Genomic DNA, 22,501 nt, shown 5'->3' on the forward strand with positions numbered 1-22,501 from the left:
AGTTCTAATATTCTGCTAATTCGTCAAGGTCGATAACTTCCCCATTTAAAAAGGCATCAATCTCGCCTGTAGAAAAGCCATGACTAAATAGGTACCTTTTAATTTTAAACCTTCGCTCGCTTTCATCAAAGCGCCGAAACTTTTTATAAGCTTTTATACCTTGTTTTTTCAAAGCAGCCATTTGTTCATCTTCATCAGGCTCAAGATCAAATTCGGCAATAATTGCACTAGAAAGGCTGCTATCAAAACCATGCGTCATAAGTTTTGTTCTCATTTTCCGTTCAAGTTCGCGAGCAGAAATTTTTCCCACTTGATGATGCAACGACTTAATAATCCTCTGACCAACTTCAAGCCAATCATCTTCTGCAATATTTTCGATTTCACTAGAACTAATTTCAGGATCAACACCTTTTTGCGAAAGCTTGCGCGACAAACTCTTTGGGCCATCTGAGCCAACACGCAGATTATTTTTTAAAAACAATTGTACGTATTGACGATCATCAAGATAGCCTAGTTCACTCAATTCACTTATGGCACTATTAGCAGCTTCATCAGAAACTTGATGCTTTTTTAAGTATTGCAAAACCTCATAGATTGTTCGTGGCTCATAACTTAAAAAATGTGCTGCTAAATCAGTTGCCTTAGCATCATCATCGAATTGCTTCATCTTAGCTACATCATCATCAGACAATTCTTTTCCCTTAAGCAAAACAAACTCAGCTACAGTCTTTTCGCTTGCAGAAAAAGCATACTGACCATCTAAGAAAATATTATAGCGTCCCGGACGTCTTTGTGCGCTGACCTTAGTAATAACTGCCATTTTCTTAACCTTTCTATTAGTTTCTACAACAATGCTATCAGATAATTGAAAAGCTTGCTAAGAACTTTTTCTTCGTTGTACAATTATATGCAAACTGTTGTTGATTATTGTAGAAAGAATATGCATATGCAAAAGAATTTTAGACACAACAAACGTAAAAATGAACAAAAAGAAAAAGACGTTATCATTACGATTAAACGTCTTGGTATTAACGGCGAAGGTATTGGCTACTACCGTAAGAAAATTATCTTTATCCCTGGTGCTCTTCCTAATGAAGTCGTTGTAGCAAAGATAGAAAAGGAATATCCTCACTACATTGATGCTTCTCTAGTTCGAATCAAAGAAAAGAGTCCTGATCGTGTCGACTTCCCTAAGGATGTTGATCCTGAAATCGGTGGTTTGGAACTTGCTCACCTTGATTACAAAAAGCAACTCGAATTTAAAAAGGATAATGTTCTTGAAGCATTAAAGAAGTATCACCCACGTGGCTACGCAAAATATAAAGTTAAGAACACAATTCCTGCTCCTGATCAATGGCATTACCGTAATAAGGCTTCATATCAAATTGAACGTGATCACGGTAAGAACAAGCTAGGACTTTTCGCACCAAACTCTCATCGTTTGATCGATTTACCAGTTATGCCAACTCAAAGCGAAGACACACAAAAAACCGAACGGGAAATCAAGAAATTAATTGAAAAACTTCATGTCTTCATTGCAGATCGTCGCAAACATTTAGACGGCATTAAAACTATCGTTGTTCGTCAATCTGAAGCCACTAAGGAAATTCAGGTTACTTTAATTACTGTAGGCCACAAGATCAAGAATTTAATTCCACTTGCTAAGGAAATTATGAAACTTCCTAACGTAGTTAGCGTTTACCAAAACGAAACTGACTGGCGCAACCCTCAAGTTTGGGGCAATAAAACCGAAAAATTGCTCGGCAAGAATCAAATTACAGAAGTTATCTTGGACAAAAAATTTGCTCTTTCACCTCGAGCTTTCTTCCAATTAAATCCTATTCAAACCGTTAACCTTTACTCAGAGGCTTTGAAGTACTTAGACCTAACTCCTGATCAAACTTTAATCGATGCTTACTCAGGCGTTGGTACTTTAGGTATTCTCGCTGCTGATCAAGTTAAGCAAGTTGTCGGTATTGAAACTATTCCTGAAGCTGTTGAAGACGCTAAACACAACTGCGAACTTAATCATATTAAGAATGCTGATTACTTCCAAGGCAGTGTTGAAAAAGTTTTACCTGAGCTTCAAAAAGGCGGTCTTCCAATCGATGCCTTAATCGTTGATCCACCAAGAACTGGTCTTGCTAAGAGCTTGATCAAAACTCTTTTGCGTGTTAAGCCAACAACTTTTGTTATATTTCCTGCAACCCATCAACTTTGGCACAAGATTTAGTACTTCTTTCTGAAGCATATGATGTACGTTTAATCCAAAATGTTGATATGTTGCCACAAACTCCACGTTGTGAATGTATCGCAAAGTTGACTTTGAGAAAATAATTTAATAGCAAATAAAAAAACAATTGCCGGCCGTCTTGGCTTTGGGCAATTGTTTTTTGCATTAGGGTGGACGAGGTAAACTATCAATTGATAGTCGCGACTATAAGATCGCAACCAACATTCACTTGTTCGGGTCTTTACATTAACGTAACTTTAAATTGGAATTTAAGTAATGAGCTAATAGCACTAATTTCCAACAATACAATTCTTTAAATTTGGAGATAAAAACTTACTTATATATTTGTTAAATCAATTTTTACCTCTTCCACTAGTTTTACTATATCACTAATGAAACCGTTTGCAAAGTATTTAATTTACGTATTTAGACAAAAAATGTTCAATATGTTTTTCATAAGCTTTAGGATGAGTGGCATATGACTTAGCATGCTTGGCTCCAGGTACAATCCATAATTCTTTTGGTCCTTGTGAAGCTTTATAATTGGCGTAAACCATTTTAGTAGGCACAAACGTATCTTTAGCACCATGAATAAATAGCATCGGGTGTTTATTTTTCTTCAATTGATTTACTGATGAACCATCAGCCAAGAAATAACCAACTTTAACACGATTAATAGCACTAAGAATCTCTACAAGTGGAAACCTTGGAAATTTTGGCATGTTATACAACGATTGGGCTTCATGTTCAATTTCTGATTTAACATCCGTATAGCCACAATCTTCAACTAAAGCCTTAACTTGCTTGGGAAGTTTCTCACCGCTTGTCATCATTGTCGTTGCCCCACCCATTGAGACACCAAAAATGACAATCTTGCTATTTTGACCATTGCGTTTTACAACTTTATTCGCCCATTTTTTGACATCGGCTTTCTCAATCCAACCATAACCAATATACTTTCCTTGGCTTTGACCATGAGCTCGCGCATCAGGCATTAAGACATTATAGCCAAGCTTATGAAAAAGATTAGCATAAGCGGACATTGTATTTTTATTGTTCATATAACCATGTAAAAGAATAGCGGTTTTCTTAGATTTGCCAGCAGGAATATAATTCGCATCAAGTTTATAATTATCACTGGCTGAGGTCATATACCAACGTTGCTTATAATGATCAAAATACCATTTCTTTTCCTTGTATAAAGGATCTGATTTTTTCACAACGTTGGAGTTGCTGATAAAGCTCTTTTTTGATGGGACACAAGCAACATTGAAAAAGTAGAAACCTGCCCCAACAAAAATAGCACAAACCACTGCTATAATAGCTACTAAAGAAATCCATAGCTTTTTTCTTTTCATCAAATCATCCTCTGTTATTCTATTCAAAATTCAGCAGTAACAAGTATAGCATTTTAGCTTTCGTATAGAAAAGGATAATTTTATATGAGATTATATAACTTAATTGAATTTCTTAATAATTTAAATGAAGATACTGAACTTTTCTTGCGCATCCATGGTCAAGATTATCCATTAAGCAAAATTACCATTACTGCAGACGAATGCTTGCTATATCCAGGTAAACAAGCAATGACGAAGAAACGCATGTATAAAATGATTAAAAATTTACACCGTCACACTTCTTATATCTGGATGATGAATGGCAAAGAAAAAATTGAAGCATACGGTATTCAGATTTCAATCGAAAACTATAGTGCAACTTTAATGTAGAAAATGAAAAGGTTCTAACTATCCATTTTTAGAATAGTTAGAACCTTTTTCCGCTCACATATTTACTATAACATCTTAAAATTATTTAAACCACGAAAATGCACTTATAAGAAAAGGATTCAAAATGAATCCTTTTTCTTATTTATTCTTTTTATCTTCGCTTTCGAGTTTCTTACCTAAGTTGATAATATATTCACGAAGTTCATCCTTGTCTCAGGGTGAGTTAAACCATACTCAATAGAGGTCTCAAGATAACCTTCCTTATTACCAACATCATGACGATCACCTTTAAAGACATGTGCGAATACACGTTGAGTCTTATTCATCGTATCAATTGCGTCAGTCAATTGAATTTCACCACCACGACCTGGTTTTTGGTTAGCCAAGATTTCAAAAATTTCTGGTGTAAGCAAATAACGACCAATAATCGCATAATCACTTGGAGCTTTGTCTACAGGTGGCTTTTCTACAAATGATTTAACATTGATAAGACCTGGCTCAATTTCATCAGACGGTTCAATTACACCATACTTAGAAACTTCTTCATGAGGGACAGGCATCACGGCAATTGTAGAAGCATGCGTTCTATTGTAACGATCAATCAATTGTTTAGTCAAAGGAACCTTATCATTCATTAGATCATCACCAAGCATAACTGCAAAAGGCTCATCACCAACAAAACTACGCGCTCTCAAAATTGCATCACCAAGACCTGCTGGATGCGGTTGACGAGTAAAATACAAGTTTACCCCCAAGTCAGTAATATCTTGCGTTAACTTAAGAAGCTTGTCTTTACCCGTTTTTTCCAAATCTTGTTCAAGTTCTGGATTAGCATCAAAGTGATCTTCGATTGATCGCTTATTCTTGCCAGTAACAATCAAAATATCTTCAATACCAGACTTTTTTGCCTCTTCCACAATAAATTGGATAGTTGGCTTATCAACGATTGGCAACATTTCTTTAGGCATAGCTTTAGTAGCTGGCAAAAAACGCGTACCTAAACCTGCTGCCGGAATGACAGCTTTTCTAACTTTCATATATTCAACACTTTCATTAATAGCTAATCTTTACTATTAGCACGTCTTTTTTCTTGAATCACAGATGCGAGACGACCTGCTGTAAATTCAACTTTTCCATAACGTTGTCGCACAATTGTTGCATTCACACTTGTTCCTACTAAAAGAAGCAGAGATGCTAAGTTCATCCACAACATAAAGATAATAAATGTACCAACAATACCATAGTTTTCCCAACTAATTGGAAAATGATGCAAATAGAAACTAAAACCAAATGATAACAAAATCCATCCAATTACCGTCACAAAAACACCTGGCCAAGTGACTCTTTTTTTCACCTTAATATTAGGCAAAACAAAGTTCAAATAGGCAACCGCAATAATCATCATAAGCAAGACAACTGGATAACTATAGCTAAAAATCTTTTTAATTTCGCCAACAGAAAAGCTAAAGATCGGACTTAACAAATCCAAAACCTGTTGACCAAAAATCAAAACCAAACTGATGCCTGTAAATACAATAATCATTAATGCTGTAAGCAAAACAGTAATTGATCTCGTCCACAAAAAGTTCAGTATAGAAAGCTTTAATTCCGTACGATGTACGTCATAAAGCTTGTTCATTCCTACCCTGATTGCATTTACTAAGTTAGAAAATGACCAAATCGCAAAGATAATACCAAATGAAATATATCCTGTAGAATGCGTTTCAAGAAGTGACTTTACGATTGGCAAAATAAACTTAGAAACTTCATCAGGCAACATAACTTTTAAATAATCTGAAATTGGACTCGTATCAATATTAAAGAATGGCAAAATGTTTCCGACAATAATAATGATAGGAAAAATCGAAAACAAGATATAATAGGCAATCACAATTGCACTTTGCGTGATTTCTCCTTGCGACATTATCTGCGTAAACGTTTTATAGAAATGTCTAATTTTCGAGCTAAAAGAGCTCGGTGAAGAACTCATATTAGTTATTAATCATCCATTTCGTCAAAGTGTGGCAAATACTTTTCATAACCATCATATGGTTTTTGCAAAGTTAAAATCTTAGGGCCATCAGCAGTGATTGCAAAAGTGTGTTCAAATTGAGCAGACTTTGAACCATCTGGAGTTGCGTAGTAAACCCAATCATCATTAGGATCATCAACAGTTCTTTGATCAATGTGCCAATCACCACCGGCCTCAACCATTGGTTCACAAGTAATAGTCATCCCTTCACGAAGTCTAAGACCATGACCAGCCTTGCCCCAGTGAGGAACTTCTGGATCTTCGTGGATTGATGGTTGAATACCGTGACCAACTAATTCACGAACGTCACCGTAGTGATGTTCATCTTCAACGAAAGTTTGAATTGCGTGACCAATGTCACCAATTCTGTTACCAAGAACAGCTTGATCGATACCAAGGTACATTGCTTTCTTAGTAGTTTCAATTAAATCTTGATCTTCTTCAGAAATTTTTCCAACTGGGTAAGTAGTACATGAATCGGTTTCATAACCATTAAGGTTGCAAGTTACATCAACTTTAACAAGATCACCTTCACGCAAAATACGATCTTTTCTTGGAGTTTGGTGAGCAATTTCATCGTTTACGGAAATACAAGTACCGTATTTGTAACCTTCAAAGCCTTGTTCTGAAAGACGACCACCCTTTGACTTAACGTACTTTTGGCACCATTTTTCAATATCCCAGGTAGAAATGCCGGGCTTAATAACGTCGCGTAAACCTTCAAACATTGAAGCAAGAAGTCGGCCAGACTTTTGCATGCCTTGAAGTTCACGTACAGATTTAATAGTAATCAAAACTAAATCTCTCCTCTTTAAATTAATGTTTTTATTTTTATAGATAATTACTTACATTATAACGTTTTTTAAAAGTTTACTAAAGGATTACAGAAATTTTCCGAATTCATGTATAATATTGTTAAAAAACGATTGACGAGAGGTTGAAGTAAATCATGAAAGCAACAATTGTATATGCTAGCATGACTGGAAATAACGAAGACATGGCAGAAATCTTAGAAGAAGATTTACAAGACTATGGTTTCGATGTGGAAAATAATGACGTTAGCTTCGCTGATGCTTCTGACTATTTAAATAGTGATCTTTGTATTTTTGTCACCTATACCTATGGTGAAGGCAAAATGACTGATGAAATTGCCGATTTTTATGATCAACTTAAAGATTTAGACTTAAGCGGCAAGTACTTTGCTGTAATGGGGTCAGGCGACAAAACTTATGGTGAACATTTCTGTGAAAATGTTTTTGACTTTGAAAAGCTTTTTAAGGAATGTGGTGCTGAAGAAATCACTAAACCCGTTACCATCGAAAATGCACCTGAAGACGAGGATCTTGACTTAATCGATCAAGCCGCTGAAGAAATGAATGACAAACTCAATGGCTAAGGATAATAAAAATAAAGCCGTAGTAGTATCTGATGAAGCAAATATTCGTAAGCTAGGACAAAAATTGATTAAGCGTCATCGTAATTTATGGGTTTATACAATTTTTGGGTTTATTGCTGCGCTAATTAACACTTTAGTCTTCATCGTTTTACATCAATGGTGGCATAGTGCTGTGGTAATTTCTAATACGATTGCGTTTATTATTTCCAATTTGGCTTCGTTTTACTTTAACCAAAAAGCTGTCTTTATCAATAATGTCGATCATGAGCATACTACTTGGCATAAATTGGTAGTATTTTTCACTTACAGAATTATTAGCTTAATTCCTGATACTTTAATCATGCTGGTTGGTGTCTCCTGGCTTCATTTGAATGCTTTGGTTGTAAAAGTTATTGATCAAGTTTTAGTCGGTATCTTCAACTATTTAACAACCAGATCTGTTTTCCAAAAACAAGAGCATACAATGATTGAACGTGCTAAGATGCGAATCAGGGAACAAAAAGAAAAACATAACGAAAAAAGTAGCGATAATAAATAATCGCTACTTTTTTGTTTTATAGTTTTATTCAAAATCTTCTGGGCGCTTGCTGTTTTCCTTATCAAAGTAATAAGCGATATCATCCATAATTCTGTCTGCGGCATGACCATCACCATATGGATTCTTGGCATTCGCCATCTTATCGTAGGCTTCTTTGTTTTCAAGCAGTTCAAGCATGCTTTCTCTGACTTGATCAACCTCAGTACCAACCAGCTTTAAAGTTCCGGCCTTTACGCCTTCCGGACGCTCAGTGGTATCACGAAGAACTAAAACCGGCTTGCCCAAGCTTGGGGCTTCTTCTTGCACGCCGCCTGAATCAGTCATGATGAAGTAACTTCTCTTTGCCAAATTATGGAAGTCAACAACATCAAGCGGGTCAATTAAGTGAATTCTTGGATCGCCACCCAAAACCTCATTGGCTACCTTTTGCACTCTTGGTGACAAGTGAACAGGATAAATAATTTCCACGTCATCGTGGCTATCAATAACCTGCTTCATAACCTTAAAGACACGGCGCATTGGCTCGCTTGATTCTCACGTCTGTGCATTGTTACCAAAATCACTTTATTGCCAGGCGTAATTTCATCCATAACTGCGTGGTGATAATCTTTTTGCACAGTTTCGTGAAGAGCGTCAATAGCAGTATTGCCTGTAACAAAAATATTCTCTGCTTTATGATTTTCTTTAAGCAAATTAGACTTGGAAAGCTCAGTTGGAGCAAAGTACATGTCTGCTAAATCATCGGTCATTTGACGGTTCATTTCTTCAGGGAATGGCGAGTACTTATTCCAGGTACGAAGACCGGCCTCAACGTGGCCCAAAGTAGTTTGTTCATAAAATGTCGCAAGTCCTGCCGCAAAACTGGTTGTTGTATCACCATGAACAAGTACGATATCTGGCTTTTCGTCTTTAATAACCTTTGCCAAATCAATCATAACTTTTGAAGTGATTTCTTCCAGAGTTTGATTTTTGTGCATGATGTTGAAGTCGTAGTCTGGCTTAATTTTGAAAATATCCAAAACCTGATCCAGCATTTCACGGTGCTGAGCAGTAACTACAGTGACTTCATCAAAACGTTTATCTTTTTTTAGTTTAAGCACGAGCGGTGCCATCTTGATTGCTTCTGGACGCGTACCAAAAACAGTCATAACTTTAATTTTTTTCATAAAATATATATCTCCACTATTTCATTGGGTTCATCATTATAACGGTTGCGAGTCCCCATACGATGAAGACACAGATTAAAGCTGCATAAAGTAAGTGTTTTCTAGTTTTTGCTGGTTTGCTTTTATCTAAACCAAATACCAAACAGAAACTACCGATAATAATAACGGCCGCAGCCAATAATAGATATAACATTATATGTTTCGCTTTCTATGTTTCTTTTATTCAATTAAACCACAGTTGATACAAAGGCACAAAAAAACTAGGACCTTTTTGTCCTAGTCTTCATTATGATCCTGGTGAGATTCGAACCCACGACACACGGTTTAGGAAACCGATGCTCTATCCAGCTGAGCTACAGGACCAATACATAATTAACTTTATCAAAAAACTTTGATGAAAGCTAATTATTTTTCATTAAAAATCAATATTTGAAAACATTCGTGGTTGCTCATTATCTGCAATTTTATCAGCCGCGAAGACAAAAGGCGTCCAAATCGCAACAGCAATAATAATATTTAAAATGCTTAAAATAATTGCACGCCAATCATAATTACATGCCAAATATGGTCCAACTATCGGCGGAACAACCGTCGGTACAGCAACTTGAACGGGGTTAACTAATCCCATTTTTGTAACTGAATATGAAAAAGCAACATTAACAAGTGGTGCGATTATTAATGGAATGAAATAAACGGGATTCAAAACAACTGGCAAACCATAAATTACAGGTTCATTAATATTGAAAATTCCCGGAGCCAAGGCAACTTTGGCAACTGTACGGTAATCACTTCGTTTTGAAAACATCAAAATTGCAATAATCAATGCAAGTGTGCCACCAGTTCCACCAAACCAAGCAAAAGAATCAAATGATCCACGTACCCATAAAAAATTAGGAATCTTGCCACTATTTGCTGCTGTTACATTAACATTTTGGGCAGTTAACCAAATTGAATCTAAAATTGGAGCCAACACGCCTAAGCCATTTAAACCAAAGAAACAGAAAATTTGTACAAGCAAAGTAACAAGCATTACCGTACCAAATCCCTGGCCCCACTTAATAAGTGGCATTTGAATTGAATGAAGAAGCCAATTGCCAAAATAAGTTCCAGTAACAAGCTGAAAGACATAATTGATAGCGCCGATTCCGAAGAGTGAAATCATCCCCGGAAGCAAAGCATCAAAAGCTGCCTGCTCAGCATGAGGCAAATTTGCATTAATATGCAAAATTATCCGACCTCTATAGCAAACAACATAAATGGCAAACCCCAATGATCCAAATAAGATGGCAGTAAAAATTCCCGTTGTTGAAAATTGTGAAATATCGAAAGCATTTTTAGCAATTAAATCATTGCCGCTAACTTTTAATTTTACGAAACTGGCTACACTCATCATGAATGAAGCTAAAGATACAATAGCTCCTGCTAATCGATTAGCCTCAAAGGTCTTGGCTAATTGATAGCCTAATGCAGCTGCTAAAAAGAGCGCAAATAATGAAAAAGTTCCCCGCCAAACAATATCGCTAATTGCGCTAAGAGGCTGCATTGCAAATGCAAAAGCTTTCCATCCCAGTTGCGTTCTTGCTGCCGAAATCAAGCTTTTAATCAAAACAGCAAGTGACCCCGCAATAGTAATTGGCAAAACTGAAATAAAAGCATTTCTAAGTGCAACTAACCAGCGTACTTGAGCCAACCGATTAGCAACTGGGAGTACGTAATCTTCTAGCCATTTTACTAACCGACTCATTTATTCACCTTCAAATAATGAGGATGATAGCCCTTATTTTTATTCTTACGCTTTTTATGCTTTTTATTACTGTTTTTAGCTTTAATATTTAACTTTTTAGAATTGTTATTTTGCGTATTTTCTTCGTGCTTATCCTTATCTGGTTCTTTATCCTTTTTGGGTTTCTTCTCAGTTAAATGATAACCAGCAAAGTAAACTCTCTTAAGATCAATGTCATCACGATCTTCCAATAATTTCTTCAAATCACGAAAATCATGATCATCACCTAAAGTAACAACATATCCTTCAGCGTTCATTCTGCCTGTACGACCTGCGCGATGCAAATAAGTATTAACTTCACTTGGAATATCAAAATTAATGACATAGGTTACGCCGGAAATATCTAAGCCACGAGCTGCTAAATCAGTTGCTAAAAGAAGTCTAGTATTTCCACTAGCTAAATCTCGCAATGCTTTTTCACGACGTTCTTTACCGAATTCATTTGCTAAAAGTTCGAACTTAGTCTTAGTATGCCCAAAGATTCCAGCAAAACGCATCATAGTTTGATTAGAATCAAAGAACAAAATTCCTTTGAACTTATCGAGTCTAGTCAATCTTTGTAAAAAGTCGATTTTATGAGCATTATCAACCTGTAAGAAATAATGCTTAGTTTCAGAAACTTGATCATTGCGAACATCGATAAGCAAGAAGGTACGGGCAAATTGTTCTTCCGCATCCCTTGTGATTTCAGAATCTGTTGCCCCGAACAAAAGAATTTGCGCATCGGAACCCAAATTTTGTCCTAATGAGCTAAGAAGCTCCATCTTGGTAAATTCCAAAATATCATCAGCTTCGTCAATAACCAAAGTCTTAATCTGATCAACCTTAATACGACCACTTGAGAAAAAGTCGAAGAATCTACCTGGCGTGGCAACTACAACTTCTGGATGTTTCTTCTTTAAATTATCTTCTTGACGTTTACGATTACCGGCCCCTACAAGACTTACACCCTTTAAACCTAAAGCATGAATATAAGGATTAATCGCATGTCGAATCTGTACAGCTAGTTCAGTAGTCGGTGCAATAATCACGACGCTATTTGCTTGGCCCTTTTTTGCTCTTTCCAAACTTGGAATAGCATAGGCCAAAGTCTTACCTGTTCCTGTTTTGGCCAATGCAACTATGCTAGCGCCATTAATAATTGCGTCATAAGTTTCTTTTTGAATTAAAGTTGGTTTGGTTTTATGTTCTTTTTCAAGAACCTTTTTGATTTTTTCTTGATACATTATTGTGTTAACTGCCCATATTTCTGTTTATATTGCGCAACCGTACCGTTATAAGCATACATAGTTACGCCCTTCTCTAATCCATCAACATCTTTTACTCTGCCATTAGTAGTATAACGCCAGAATGAATATTTTAATTTATTTGGTTGATCTTTTCCATCTGTCATAAATTGTGTCCCGATTGGGAAAAATTTACGATACTTATCATTAATGGAAACAATAACTTTCTTTTGATTATTTTCCAGCATTCCTGCAAAAGTTCCCATGGACCGCAAATATTTTTTACTTCGACTAGTTATAGCCGGTGTAATCAAAATAGGCAAACTTCCGGTATTATTTCCAACCTGCTTTTCAAAATAACGGTAATGCTGCAAAGGCGTTGATTCATTGCTATAAATTATTTCCGTACCAAAAGCAAGCTGTGTGCCTAAAAGCTGCTCTCGATACGTTAAGTAATTCTCATCAAAATATGAACGCCCCTGAGTACTTTTTAAATAAACAAAGGAAATGCCATTAGTTTGCAACTTATGCAAGTCTACGTAATCTACATCCTGGTTTAATTCAATTCCAATTGCACTAGAATTTGAATTACTAGGCTGAGTAGTTTGATTATTAAAATTGAAAAAGCCTACCACTAAAAAAGCAATTGCCATAACTAACAAAGTTAAAATCAATGGCAACGTAATTTTATGTTTAAATCTGTGCATGGCTTTTCTCCTTCCGATAATATTTTACCCAAAATAAGCTTTAATACCAAGTACAGATGTAGATGATATAATGAATAAGTTAAGTATATTCTCTTGAGTGAGGTAATTTATGAAAAGACAAATTTCATTCTCCCAAGCCCTGGCTACTGTCGTTGGATCAGTAATTGGAGCGGGAGTTTTTTTCAAAATAGGAACAATCACCGCTCAAACCGGTAGCAGCTCTATGACACTGTTTGTTTGGATTTTAGCCGGAATAATTTCTATCGCTTCAGGATTGACGGTTTCTGAAATTGCCGCAAGTTTAAAGATGAATGGCGCCATCAAGTATTTAGAATATACCTATGGTGGTGTCTGGGGCTTTCTATTTGGCTGGGCACAAATGACCGTTTACTTCCCTGCCCAAATAGGTGCTTTATCCAGTATCTTCGGCGTACAGTTTGTTTCTTTATTTGGAATTCCGAGTAAATACTCAAATTTAGTTGCCATTATCTTAGTTCTATTTTTACTAGGTATTAATTTAATTGGGACAAAATTTTCTAGCAAAATGCAATCTGTAATTACGGTTCTAAAAGTAATTCCTATTGCTTTGATTATTATTTGGGGATTCTTTAATTCTAATAAAATCGGCGTGCAATTCTTCCCTATTACGGTTGGAGCTGGAAAAAGCTTTGCAGGTGGTATGAGTCAAGGTCTTCTCTCTGCTTTATTTGCTTTTGAAGGCTGGATAATTGTAACCAACTTGGCCAATGAAGTTAAAAATCCTGAAAAGGATCTTTCTCGGGCTATTATTGGTGGTTTATCAATCATCACTGTTATCTATGTTTTAATTAATTACACTTTCCTAACGGTTTTGCCAATGGATCAACTTGCTAATAATCAAAACGCAGCCTTCCAAGCTTCTATGAAATTGTTTGGTCAATTCGGGGGAAAATTAGTCACGATCGGAATTTTAATTTCTGTTTACGGTGCGGTTAATGCCTTTATGTTAACTGGAATGCGAACACCTTACATCTTGGCTCAAGACAGATTGCTTCCATATTCAGAAAAAATTGGCAAAACTCACGTTAATACAGGAGTACCTGTTTTCGGTGCTTTAATCGTTGACGTAATTGCGATTATTATGATCTTGCTTGGCAATTTCAATGTTTTAACAGATATGCTTGTTTTCGTGATGTGGACATTCAATACTTTGCTTTCAATCGCTGTCCTAGTTCTAAGAAAAAGAGAACCAGAATTACGTCGGCCATTTGTTGTTCCCTGGTATCCAATAATCCCCCTTATTTCAATTATTGGTGGCTTATTCATCGTTATTTCGACAATTATCAATCAATTTGTTCTATCAATGATTGGCTTAGGATTAACCTTGCTCGGTTTACCGATTTATTACTATATGATCAAGAAAAAAGAAATTTAATCAAAACAAAAATAGTCACCGCAAATGGCGGTGGCTATTTTTTGAATTTCTGTTGATTTCTTCTTTAATAATACTACTTATTTACGTATTTTTGAATAACTTCTGGCTTTAAAACACCAATATATGGAATATTACGATACATGTTCAAGAAGTCTAATCCGTAACCTACAACGAATTCATTGCCAACTTCTGAACCATAGTAATCGACAACAACATCAGTATTTCTACGCGCTTCTTTATTAAGAAGTGCACAGCACTTAACGCTCTTAGCACCGCGATCCATGATAAGTTCCTTCATGTATTTCAATGTAAGACCTGTATCAACAATATCTTCAACAATTAAAACATCGCGATCCTTAACATCGGCACTAAGATCAGTTACAACCTTGATTTTACCGCTTGATTCAAAACCATCACCGTAGCTAGATACATCAAGGAAATCTAATTGATGAGCAACATCCATTTGTCTGGTTAAATCAGTCAAGAAATAGATTGCACCCTTAAGAGCTCCAACAACAAGAGGCTTTTTACCAGCATAATCTTCAGTTAATTGTTTGCCAAGACGGACACACATCTCGTGAATATCGTCTTCAGAAAATAATTTATGATCAATAATATCATTAATATTGTCGCTTTTTGCCATTAATCTTACCCTTCACTTCATATTATTATAAAAAGAATACTTAATAAACAAAATTATAACATCTTTATATCAAAAAAGCGCCAAGTTAGGCGCTTTTTTCTTAATATTTCTATTTTTTAACTTCTGATTGGTCGGGTTCACTCTTCTTTTTATTAATAGGAGTTACAATAAACCAACGCATGAAGCCTTGTTCAATACTATCAAGCTTGAATTCATAGCCTTCAAGTTCAACCGTTTCGTCCTTTTTAAGGTCAGGATAATGTTCCATCATATAACCACCGATAGTGATAATATCGCTGTCTTGGAAGGCTTTCATATCTGTATGGAAGTAACGTTCAAAATCATACAAAGTAGTTTTACCAGATACATGAACATTACCTTCTTTATCTTTGATAATGTAATCATCAGAAACATCATCAATTTCATCCTTAACAGAACCAAAAAGCTCTTCGTAAATATCTTTATCGGTAACAATACCACTTGTACCACCATATTCATCAACTACCAAAACAATTGGCGTATGCTTTTTAATCATCAAATGCAAAATGTCTTGAATTGGCATTGACTCTGGAACAGTGATGATAGTACGAATAATCCTCGTTACTGGAACGCTCTTATCAAGTTGAGCTTGTTGCACAATGTCATAAGCATAAACATAACCTACAACATCATCCTTGTTATGATCACGGACAACTGGGAAACGACTGAAGCCTTCGTCAAGATACATCTTCAAAGCCATCTCAATGCTATCAGTTGAATCAAGCACAGTTAAACGCGTTCTATCAGTCATAATATCTTTAGCAACTTTATCGTTTAACTCAAAGGCACGTTCCATATAAGTTAAATCATACTTATCAAGTGAACCGCCATGAACGGCATTACGTGATAGCTTAATAATTTCTGATTGAGAATAAATTTGATTTTCTTCATCAGCAGGTTGGAAGCCTAAAAGCTTAAGCAAACCATTAGAACTACTATTTAATAGCCAAACAAATGGATAGACCAAAGTATGGAACCATTGAAGCGGCGTGATGATTGCCATAAGCATTTTAACTGGCATATCAATAGCAATATTTTTTGGAACGATTTCTGTTACGACAACTTCCAAATAAGTCAAAAGAATCAAACCTAAAATAGAGCTAAGTGATTTAACCAATGAGGTATTCAATGATGTTAAGTTAAAGAGTTTTTCTAAAAGTGCAGCAATCGTATCTGCCGAGAACCAACCTAAAATAGCACCAACTAAAGTAGTACCAACCTGAGTCGTTGACAAATATTCATTTAAATTATGCACCATGTGCAAACCGCGCTTTAACTTTTTAACATTTCCTTGACCATTAGCCAACATATCTTCTAGTTGACTAGCACGAGTTTGAACTAAAGCAAACTCAGCGGCTACAAAGAAAGCTGCGAAAACGAAAATAACTAATGTCGCAACTAAATTTTCAATTATTTGGGGATCACTCAAAGTTTATGTCACCTTTTTATCAATCAAATATTATCTTTACAGCCCCTATTCTACCATTGTTTATAAGAATTATTTGCTTAACTTAAAAATCTTTTCGAATGGTACACGATCTGGGATAAACTTATCGTCATTTACTTCGGCATTATTATCTTTATATCCTATAGCAATAGCCATACCCACCGATTCATTTTCCGAAATACCAGCATATTTACGAACAATATCTGGATAAGAAACAAGTGAGTGCGCTGGCATTACTGACAAACCATTATTAATTGCAATAAGCATAATGCTTTGAGCAAAAATTCCTAAATCAAAAACAGACCAAGCTGGAGATTTTTTAGGAATAGTCAAATAGATAATAGCTGGTGCATTAAACATTTCTGCATTTGCTTCAGCGAAGAGATTAATTCTGTTACTAAAGAAGTAAGTTTGTGAAGCACCCATAACTGCCATATTTTGACTTGGGAAAGTATCCCAATCTAATGAAAGCATTGATGCAAAATCTTCTTTAGGATCTACTTTATTATCAATATTTTCCTTAAATTCTTTTTTAATATTCTCTAAACTTTCACCTGTAACAGCATATGCACGCCAAGGTTGAGAGTTAAGAAGCGATGGTGATTGTTGTGCTTCTTTAACAATTTTGGTTAACAACCGCTCCATTACTTTACGATTAGTAAATTTTCTAGTAGCCCTTTCTTTTTTATACACTTCTTCAAATTCCATACAATTTCTCCTTTCATTTTTTAACTATGAATTAATTACTTAAAAGTCTCTTACTACTATTATATTAAATTCAGACTAATTATGCTTATCCTTTGTACTCATGTTTATCTTTTGTCTTTTCTTTAATCTTCTGACGCATAGCCTTATCATTTTTATACAAAGTAATAAAAGCAGTAATTGTCAATTCTAAGCCGCCAATACAAATCAGCAACAAGCCTACTGGAAATAAGAACAATGTATGAGGATCATCTTTCATCGGCGCCTTAATACACCAACAAATAACTCCTGCCAACATAAAAATAATTCCTACCATTACTTGTTTAGTACTTGGTCGATATTTCTTCATCCTTTATTCCTCTTTCAAAAATCTTTTCAAACTTGGCAATTGCTTTTCCATTTCTTCGCGTCCAATATTATAAACTCGACGCAACTCATTTTTATCGCTTTCCATTGTACCAATATCTAAAGAATATGGTGGACGTATTACAAAAATCTTCCCAGCTTCTTCTTGATCTTCAATATAATTAAGACAAGAATTATAATCTTGTGATCGCGTTCTTATTTTCTTTAAAACGGCTGGATATTTACGCAAAACTATTTTTTCAATTAGCCATAATTTATCTTTACCTTTTCGATAAGCTTTTGGCTGAGTTGTTACTAAAACGTTTTTTGTATAATGCTGCTGAGCAAATTTGATAGGAATTGAATCAGACACGCCACCATCAAAATAAAATCTTCCGCCAATAGCCACAGGATGAGCAAAAAACGGAATAGACGCAGAAGCTCTTACCCATTCAAGATCAACATAATCGCAATCCGGAAGCAAATGATAATTAGCCTCCCCCGTCGCGGCATCTGTTGAAACACTCCAGAATTCCATTGGATCTTTTGCAAATGTCTCCTTATCAAATTTATCTAATTTTTCCGGAAGCAAATGATAACAAAAATTAGCGGCATACAAATTTCCAGATTGACGCCATGATTTCCAACTTGCATACCGCGGATTCCCAGCAAAACGTAAATTATAACGCAAAACTCTACCAGATTGATGTGACTTATAATTTACGCCAAAAGCCGCACCTGCAGAAACACCGACTCCACCATCAAATCTAATATTATTTTCTAACAATACATCAATAACACCTGCTGTAAAAAGACCTCGCATAGCGCCGCCTTCAAGAACTAATCCCTTTGTCATTTAATCACCTTTATCCAATATATAATTTTAATACAAAAGAAGGCCTAATTTCATCTTTGAAATTAAGCCTTCTATATACACTTTAATTATTTCTATATTGAATACTAGTCGAGGGGGAATTTATGGAAATAATTAATTAAATTCTATTGTTTGCACTTCTTGGCCGTGAGTTACCTTTTTCTCTTCAATCTCTGAAACAGATTTAAGAACATCCATATTGGTATAAACTACGATACAAGAGTCATCAAAACCCTTATTTTCAATCTCTTCAAAATCCATCGTAGCAATAGCCTGCCCAGCCTTAACATGATCGCCTTGTTGAACATTTACTGTAAACGGAGCACCTTTTAATTCAACAGTATCAATTCCTAAGTGAATTAATACTTCTAATCCTTTATCTGTCTTAATTCCAATGGCATGCTTAGTTGGGAAAAGCGTAGAGATTTCACCATCAAGTGGCGCATAAATCTGTTTATCAGATGGTCTGATTGCAAAGCCATCACCTAACATCTTGGATGAAAAAACATCATCTTTAACTGATGTAATAGGGATTAAATCGCCATCTACTACTGCTTGAACTTCTACACTATTACTATTTTTCTTGTTTTTCTTAAAGAAATTAAACATTGCTATTTACCTCTAGGACTTTCTTAATTCTAATAACATTAAAAAGACGAAACATAGGATGAAAACAATCATCACTGTAAGTGAAATAATATTCATCATCTTAGCGGCTTTTTCATCGTTAACTCTAGTTGAAAGTTGCTTTGACTGATACATTCCAAAAAGTGCAAGCAACAAGCAGATGATATTTCCAACTAAAAGTTGGCCAATTGCTTGGCATCCCATAAAAAAGTGATATGAACGCCGATCAGTTAATACTTTTTTCCGGCTAATCATTAAGTAGTAGCCTAGACAAAAGTCAACGATTGCAACAATCACGGCAATACTAATGCTAGCTTCTTTAGTTAACATTGTTTGAATCGATGTGTGGGTAAACGTCGCATTAAAGGCAAGCATAGCCCAAAACAATAGCGGTACAACGAGCAAAACGTAACTGTACCATTTCAAAATTCTCTTTGCATCCAAATGCGCGTTTTCTAAAAAACGATCTAGAAAGCTAGTGAATTTTGCCTTAGTCGCCAACCACATGACCTTCATCCTTTCTACTTATCATGATTTTTACGCCACAATGAATATTCACTAATAATTAAGTCGATTAAATAATATGCGGGCGCAAAAGCAACTTTACCATCTACATAATCTTTATCAGGAGTGTAAGAAACAGCTGGATAATAGAAATTATATTGTGCTAAAGAAACCAACTTGCTTTGTTTCATATTCGTAAAAGAAATGTACTTAAACTTATCATTGGTTAATTCTAGTTGGGCAAGTTCAGTATTAAGAGTTTGATTATTGCCACTATAAGAAATAACAAACAAGATATCGCCTGATTGCGTAAAACTATTAGCAGCCTTAAGTTCATCAAGGGCCGATGGCAAAACTGTTGCTTTTTTTCCAATCATAAACAATTCATGAGATAAATATTGAGCAATTAGTTCTTGTTGCCACCCTGTTGAATAAATATAAACATTGTTTGCATTATCCAGATCCTTAAACAAATTTTCTAAATTAAGACCTTTAAAATATTTAAGAACATCCTGAATTGCTTTGCTTAGATCTTCTCCAAAGTTACTAACAACTTGCACGGGACGATCATCAGCCGCGGCCAACTCGCTTAAGTTAAATTTCAATTCACTATAACCACTTAGGCCTAGCTTTTTACAGAGACGAAAGATTGCAGATTCAGAAACATAAAGTTTCTTTGCCAGCTTTGCCAAACTTAAATTGCTGCAAAGCTTGGGATTACTCACAACAAATTGTACGATTTGTTTTTCAGAATCGTTCAACTTATCACTATTTTTCATAATCATCGTCTTAAAATTTGCCATATCTATATGCCCTCATTAATGCATTACTATACATCAATGATAACATAATTGTTCATCCTTATAAAAGCCCTTTCATTTCGTCAACAACTTGGTCGGCATCAAGACCAACTACGATGTCAACTTCATTACCGTCTTTACGTTCAACTTCTTTAGCATCCAATTTCTTGAAGGCATTATCATCGGCAACCTTAGCCATATCAACAACTTTAGCTCTTACACGTGTTGAACAACTAATGATAGCTTGAATATTAGCACTTCCACCTAGCAAGTCTACATATCCGGTAGCTCTCTCAATGTATGGATTATCAGCGCCACTTGAAACTTTCGCATCTGAGTCGCTCTTTTTAATTAATCCTTGCATGCTTTCAAGAACTTGAGGGACATCCAAACCGACAATAACCTGAATAGCCTTGCCATGGTGAACAACACTAACAGCTTTATTTGCCTTAAATTCCGCATCGCTGCCGAGTTTATCAGGATCGTTAACAGTTACACGTAAACGGGTTGCGCATGATGAAAGCTCTGCAATGTTGGATGGTCCACCTAACAAATCAAGGTAAGCTGTAGCTCTTTCAATGTATGGATCTCCAGCATTAGCAGCTTGAGCGGCTTTCTTTTCTTTGTATTCCTTCTTGTTAAGAAGGTGAACATCTTCATCATCGGCTTCACGACCAGGTGTAATGTAATTGAACTTTTCAATCATAATCTTGAAAATAAAGTAAGTAATTACTGCAAAGATAATACCTACGATAAATTCCATTACATAAGTCTTCCAGTGATTTTGCCACAATGGAATCCAGTTCATTGAAGCAATACCAATCGCACCATCAGTCATGTTACCTCTTAAGCCGAAGCACCACATGATAGTGTTCATCGTAGCTGACAATACTGAGTAAATAATCCAAAGTACAGGAGCTGCAAACAAATAAGTAAAGTCAACAGGTTCAGTAACACCCGCTAAAATTGAAGTTAAAGCTGCAGGAATAAGCAATGCAGAAGTTTGCTTCTTTTTATTCTTCTTAGCTGTAACATAGAAAGCGTAACAAATTGCAGGAACTAAGAAGATTTTTTCGTTACCGTAAATTTGGAATCCACATTGTGGAGCTAATTGACTAAGTGGACGGCTACTTGCAGCGTATTCAGTCAAGTGCTTTAACCAATATGGTTGAAGACCGCCGGCAACAACGGCTGGACCAAATTGGAATGGGATGTAAAGCAAGTGGTGAAGACCAGTAGGAATCAATACACGGTTTAAGAATGTATAAATCCAAATACCAATTACGCCACTATTTACCATAAAGTGTTGCATGCCGGTGATACCCATTTGAACTTTAGGCCAACCCCAGCAAGTAAGAACGGCAAGTGGAATCATTGCAAAGAAACTTAAGAAGTAAACATAAGTTGATCCTTGGAAGGTTCCTAACCATTCTGGCAACTTTTTATCAAAGTAATGATTGTGAAGATAAATTACGATACCGGCAATTACTAAGGCACCTACAATACTTGTGTCCAAAGTTTTAATACCAGCAATCATAGTCAAACCATTGTTAGTAGAATTTGCAACGATTTGAGTTTTGTCAAAGTTTGGAACGCCAAATGCTGCACCCCAGTGACTTAAAATTGCACCTACAAAGTAGTTGAAAGTTAAGTATGTGATAACAGATTCCATAGCGGCACGGCCTCTTGAACGGTTAGCTAGGCCAATTGGCAAACCAACTGCGAAAAGGATACCTTCTTGGTTGAAGACCGTCCAACCACCGGCTGAGATTGTGTCCCAAACAGAATTCCAAGCAGTACCTGGATTTGCTATCGATCCAAAAAGAGTTGGATTGTTGAACAAACTACCAAGTGCAACAACGATACCCGCAAACGAGAACAGCATGACCGGAACAAACATGGCCGCCCCGAATCGCTGAAGTTTTTGCATCATGATATTTCACCTCATCAAAAACAACTAATTATTGTGCTAGGAGCTCGACTAAAATACTCCCAATTAATATTTCACTCCTAAATGTTTTTCAGTTAGCTAACTTACACTTTATTTATATCATAGTTTTTCAGCTATGTATTCGCTTTCATTTATGCTGATAAAACATTTCGTTTACAGATTTTTGTTTCAAAAAGTGAAATATTTTTCAAAATTGATAATTACAAAGGTGATATATTAAAATATGTTTTTTGCTTTCATGTAAAGCTTTCTGATTAACAATAAAATAACAAATTATTATAAAGAAATATATTTCGTTTTTTAAGTAAAAAGGCAAAATATGCGAAACATATTTCAGGCACAAA

General features: G+C 35.6%; 21 protein-coding genes, 1 tRNA gene and 3 pseudogenes. 5 read left to right on the forward strand and 20 right to left on the reverse strand.

From position 1 onward, the window contains the following. Positions 1 to 4 precede the first annotated feature (4 nt). Positions 5 to 820, reverse strand: coding sequence for a recombination regulator RecX (gene recX, locus JCM6256_RS02005; protein ID WP_025080166.1), 816 nt, complete (start codon positions 818 to 820; stop codon positions 5 to 7). Between the two features lie 126 nt (positions 821 to 946). Here recX and rlmD point away from each other — a divergent pair. Next, positions 947 to 2,337: pseudogene (rlmD, locus tag JCM6256_RS09430) on the forward strand (23S rRNA (uracil(1939)-C(5))-methyltransferase RlmD). A gap of 309 nt (positions 2,338 to 2,646) precedes the next feature. Here rlmD and JCM6256_RS02015 read toward each other — a convergent pair. Further along, positions 2,647 to 3,591, reverse strand: coding sequence for an alpha/beta hydrolase (locus JCM6256_RS02015; RefSeq protein WP_025080167.1), 945 nt, complete (start codon positions 3,589 to 3,591; stop codon positions 2,647 to 2,649). A gap of 84 nt (positions 3,592 to 3,675) precedes the next feature. On the opposite strand from JCM6256_RS02015, the gene JCM6256_RS02020 reads away from it, so the two are divergent. Continuing rightward, positions 3,676 to 3,960, forward strand: a complete 285-nt coding sequence (locus tag JCM6256_RS02020) for a hypothetical protein (RefSeq protein WP_025080168.1) — start codon at positions 3,676 to 3,678, stop codon at positions 3,958 to 3,960. Between the two features lie 138 nt (positions 3,961 to 4,098). On the opposite strand, the pseudogene galU reads toward JCM6256_RS02020, so the two are convergent. From galU to map, 3 genes and pseudogenes are all read right to left on the reverse strand, one after another. Next, positions 4,099 to 4,997: pseudogene (gene galU / locus JCM6256_RS09435) on the reverse strand (UTP--glucose-1-phosphate uridylyltransferase GalU). 23 nt (positions 4,998 to 5,020) lie between these two features. Continuing rightward, positions 5,021 to 5,950, reverse strand: a complete 930-nt coding sequence (locus JCM6256_RS02030) for a YihY/virulence factor BrkB family protein (RefSeq protein ID WP_025080169.1) — start codon at positions 5,948 to 5,950, stop codon at positions 5,021 to 5,023. Positions 5,951 to 5,958: 8 nt separating this feature from the next. Next, the gene (gene map / locus JCM6256_RS02035) at positions 5,959 to 6,786 is read right to left on the reverse strand and encodes a type I methionyl aminopeptidase (RefSeq protein WP_025080170.1); all 828 of its coding nucleotides are present in this window, start codon (positions 6,784 to 6,786) and stop codon (positions 5,959 to 5,961) included. A 155-nt stretch (positions 6,787 to 6,941) separates the two neighbouring features. On the opposite strand from map, the gene JCM6256_RS02040 reads away from it, so the two are divergent. After that, positions 6,942 to 7,388 (forward strand): flavodoxin, encoded by a 447-nt coding sequence (locus JCM6256_RS02040; protein WP_025080171.1) that lies wholly within the window; start codon positions 6,942 to 6,944, stop codon positions 7,386 to 7,388. Continuing rightward, positions 7,369 to 7,926, forward strand: a complete 558-nt coding sequence (locus JCM6256_RS02045) for a GtrA family protein (protein WP_420835899.1) — start codon at positions 7,369 to 7,371, stop codon at positions 7,924 to 7,926. Before JCM6256_RS02040 ends, JCM6256_RS02045 begins: the two co-directional genes overlap by 20 nt. Before the next feature lie 24 nt (positions 7,927 to 7,950). On the opposite strand, the pseudogene wecB reads toward JCM6256_RS02045, so the two are convergent. The 6 genes and pseudogenes from wecB to JCM6256_RS02075 all read right to left on the reverse strand — a co-directional run bounded on the left by wecB (position 7,951) and on the right by JCM6256_RS02075 (position 12,808). Beyond that, positions 7,951 to 9,092: pseudogene (gene wecB, locus JCM6256_RS09440) on the reverse strand (non-hydrolyzing UDP-N-acetylglucosamine 2-epimerase). Between the two features lie 16 nt (positions 9,093 to 9,108). Further along, complete coding sequence (locus tag JCM6256_RS10680) at positions 9,109 to 9,285, reverse strand: hypothetical protein (RefSeq protein ID WP_025080173.1); 177 nt, start codon at positions 9,283 to 9,285, stop codon at positions 9,109 to 9,111. A gap of 96 nt (positions 9,286 to 9,381) precedes the next feature. Then, positions 9,382 to 9,455: transfer RNA gene (locus JCM6256_RS02060), tRNA-Arg, on the reverse strand. 52 nt (positions 9,456 to 9,507) lie between these two features. Then, positions 9,508 to 10,836 carry a PTS sugar transporter subunit IIC gene (locus JCM6256_RS02065; protein ID WP_025080174.1) on the reverse strand — a complete coding sequence of 443 codons (1,329 nt, stop codon included), beginning with the start codon at positions 10,834 to 10,836 and terminating at the stop codon, positions 9,508 to 9,510. Continuing rightward, positions 10,833 to 12,101, reverse strand: coding sequence for a DEAD/DEAH box helicase (locus JCM6256_RS02070; protein WP_025080175.1), 1,269 nt, complete (start codon positions 12,099 to 12,101; stop codon positions 10,833 to 10,835). Before JCM6256_RS02070 ends, JCM6256_RS02065 begins: the two co-directional genes overlap by 4 nt. Beyond that, positions 12,101 to 12,808: a GH25 family lysozyme gene (locus tag JCM6256_RS02075; RefSeq protein ID WP_025080176.1), complete on the reverse strand. Its 708-nt coding sequence runs from the start codon at positions 12,806 to 12,808 to the stop codon at positions 12,101 to 12,103. The genes JCM6256_RS02070 and JCM6256_RS02075 overlap by 1 nt, the downstream gene beginning before the upstream one ends. 109 nt (positions 12,809 to 12,917) lie before the next feature. Between JCM6256_RS02075 and JCM6256_RS02080 the strand changes: the two genes are divergently transcribed. Next, positions 12,918 to 14,222, forward strand: a complete 1,305-nt coding sequence (locus tag JCM6256_RS02080; protein WP_025080177.1) for an APC family permease — start codon at positions 12,918 to 12,920, stop codon at positions 14,220 to 14,222. A 73-nt stretch (positions 14,223 to 14,295) separates the two neighbouring features. Here JCM6256_RS02080 and hpt read toward each other — a convergent pair whose 3' ends face one another. The 9 genes from hpt to JCM6256_RS02125 form a co-directional block, all read right to left on the reverse strand. After that, positions 14,296 to 14,865 (reverse strand): hypoxanthine phosphoribosyltransferase, encoded by a 570-nt coding sequence (gene hpt / locus JCM6256_RS02085; protein ID WP_025080178.1) that lies wholly within the window; start codon positions 14,863 to 14,865, stop codon positions 14,296 to 14,298. Between the two features lie 109 nt (positions 14,866 to 14,974). After that, positions 14,975 to 16,333 carry a hemolysin family protein gene (locus tag JCM6256_RS02090; RefSeq protein ID WP_025080179.1) on the reverse strand — a complete coding sequence of 453 codons (1,359 nt, stop codon included), beginning with the start codon at positions 16,331 to 16,333 and terminating at the stop codon, positions 14,975 to 14,977. Positions 16,334 to 16,402: 69 nt separating this feature from the next. Then, entirely contained in the window at positions 16,403 to 17,059 is a 657-nt protein-coding gene (locus JCM6256_RS02095) for a nitroreductase (RefSeq protein WP_025080180.1), read from the reverse strand. A gap of 85 nt (positions 17,060 to 17,144) precedes the next feature. Next, entirely contained in the window at positions 17,145 to 17,405 is a 261-nt protein-coding gene (locus JCM6256_RS02100) for a hypothetical protein (RefSeq protein ID WP_025080181.1), read from the reverse strand. 3 nt (positions 17,406 to 17,408) lie between these two features. Next, positions 17,409 to 18,257, reverse strand: a complete 849-nt coding sequence (locus tag JCM6256_RS02105; protein ID WP_025080182.1) for a patatin-like phospholipase family protein — start codon at positions 18,255 to 18,257, stop codon at positions 17,409 to 17,411. A gap of 132 nt (positions 18,258 to 18,389) precedes the next feature. Further along, positions 18,390 to 18,884: a PTS sugar transporter subunit IIA gene (locus JCM6256_RS02110; protein ID WP_025080183.1), complete on the reverse strand. Its 495-nt coding sequence runs from the start codon at positions 18,882 to 18,884 to the stop codon at positions 18,390 to 18,392. Positions 18,885 to 18,896: 12 nt separating this feature from the next. Further along, positions 18,897 to 19,403 carry a hypothetical protein gene (locus JCM6256_RS02115; protein WP_155833142.1) on the reverse strand — a complete coding sequence of 169 codons (507 nt, stop codon included), beginning with the start codon at positions 19,401 to 19,403 and terminating at the stop codon, positions 18,897 to 18,899. 20 nt (positions 19,404 to 19,423) lie between these two features. After that, positions 19,424 to 20,209, reverse strand: a complete 786-nt coding sequence (locus tag JCM6256_RS02120; protein WP_025080185.1) for a MurR/RpiR family transcriptional regulator — start codon at positions 20,207 to 20,209, stop codon at positions 19,424 to 19,426. 58 nt (positions 20,210 to 20,267) lie between these two features. After that, positions 20,268 to 22,139 (reverse strand): PTS sugar transporter subunit IIBC, encoded by a 1,872-nt coding sequence (locus JCM6256_RS02125; RefSeq protein ID WP_025080186.1) that lies wholly within the window; start codon positions 22,137 to 22,139, stop codon positions 20,268 to 20,270. Positions 22,140 to 22,501: the final 362 nt, after the last annotated feature.

The organism is Lactobacillus hamsteri DSM 5661 = JCM 6256 (genome assembly GCF_000615445.1).
Classification (GTDB): Bacteria; Bacillota; Bacilli; order Lactobacillales; family Lactobacillaceae; genus Lactobacillus; species Lactobacillus hamsteri.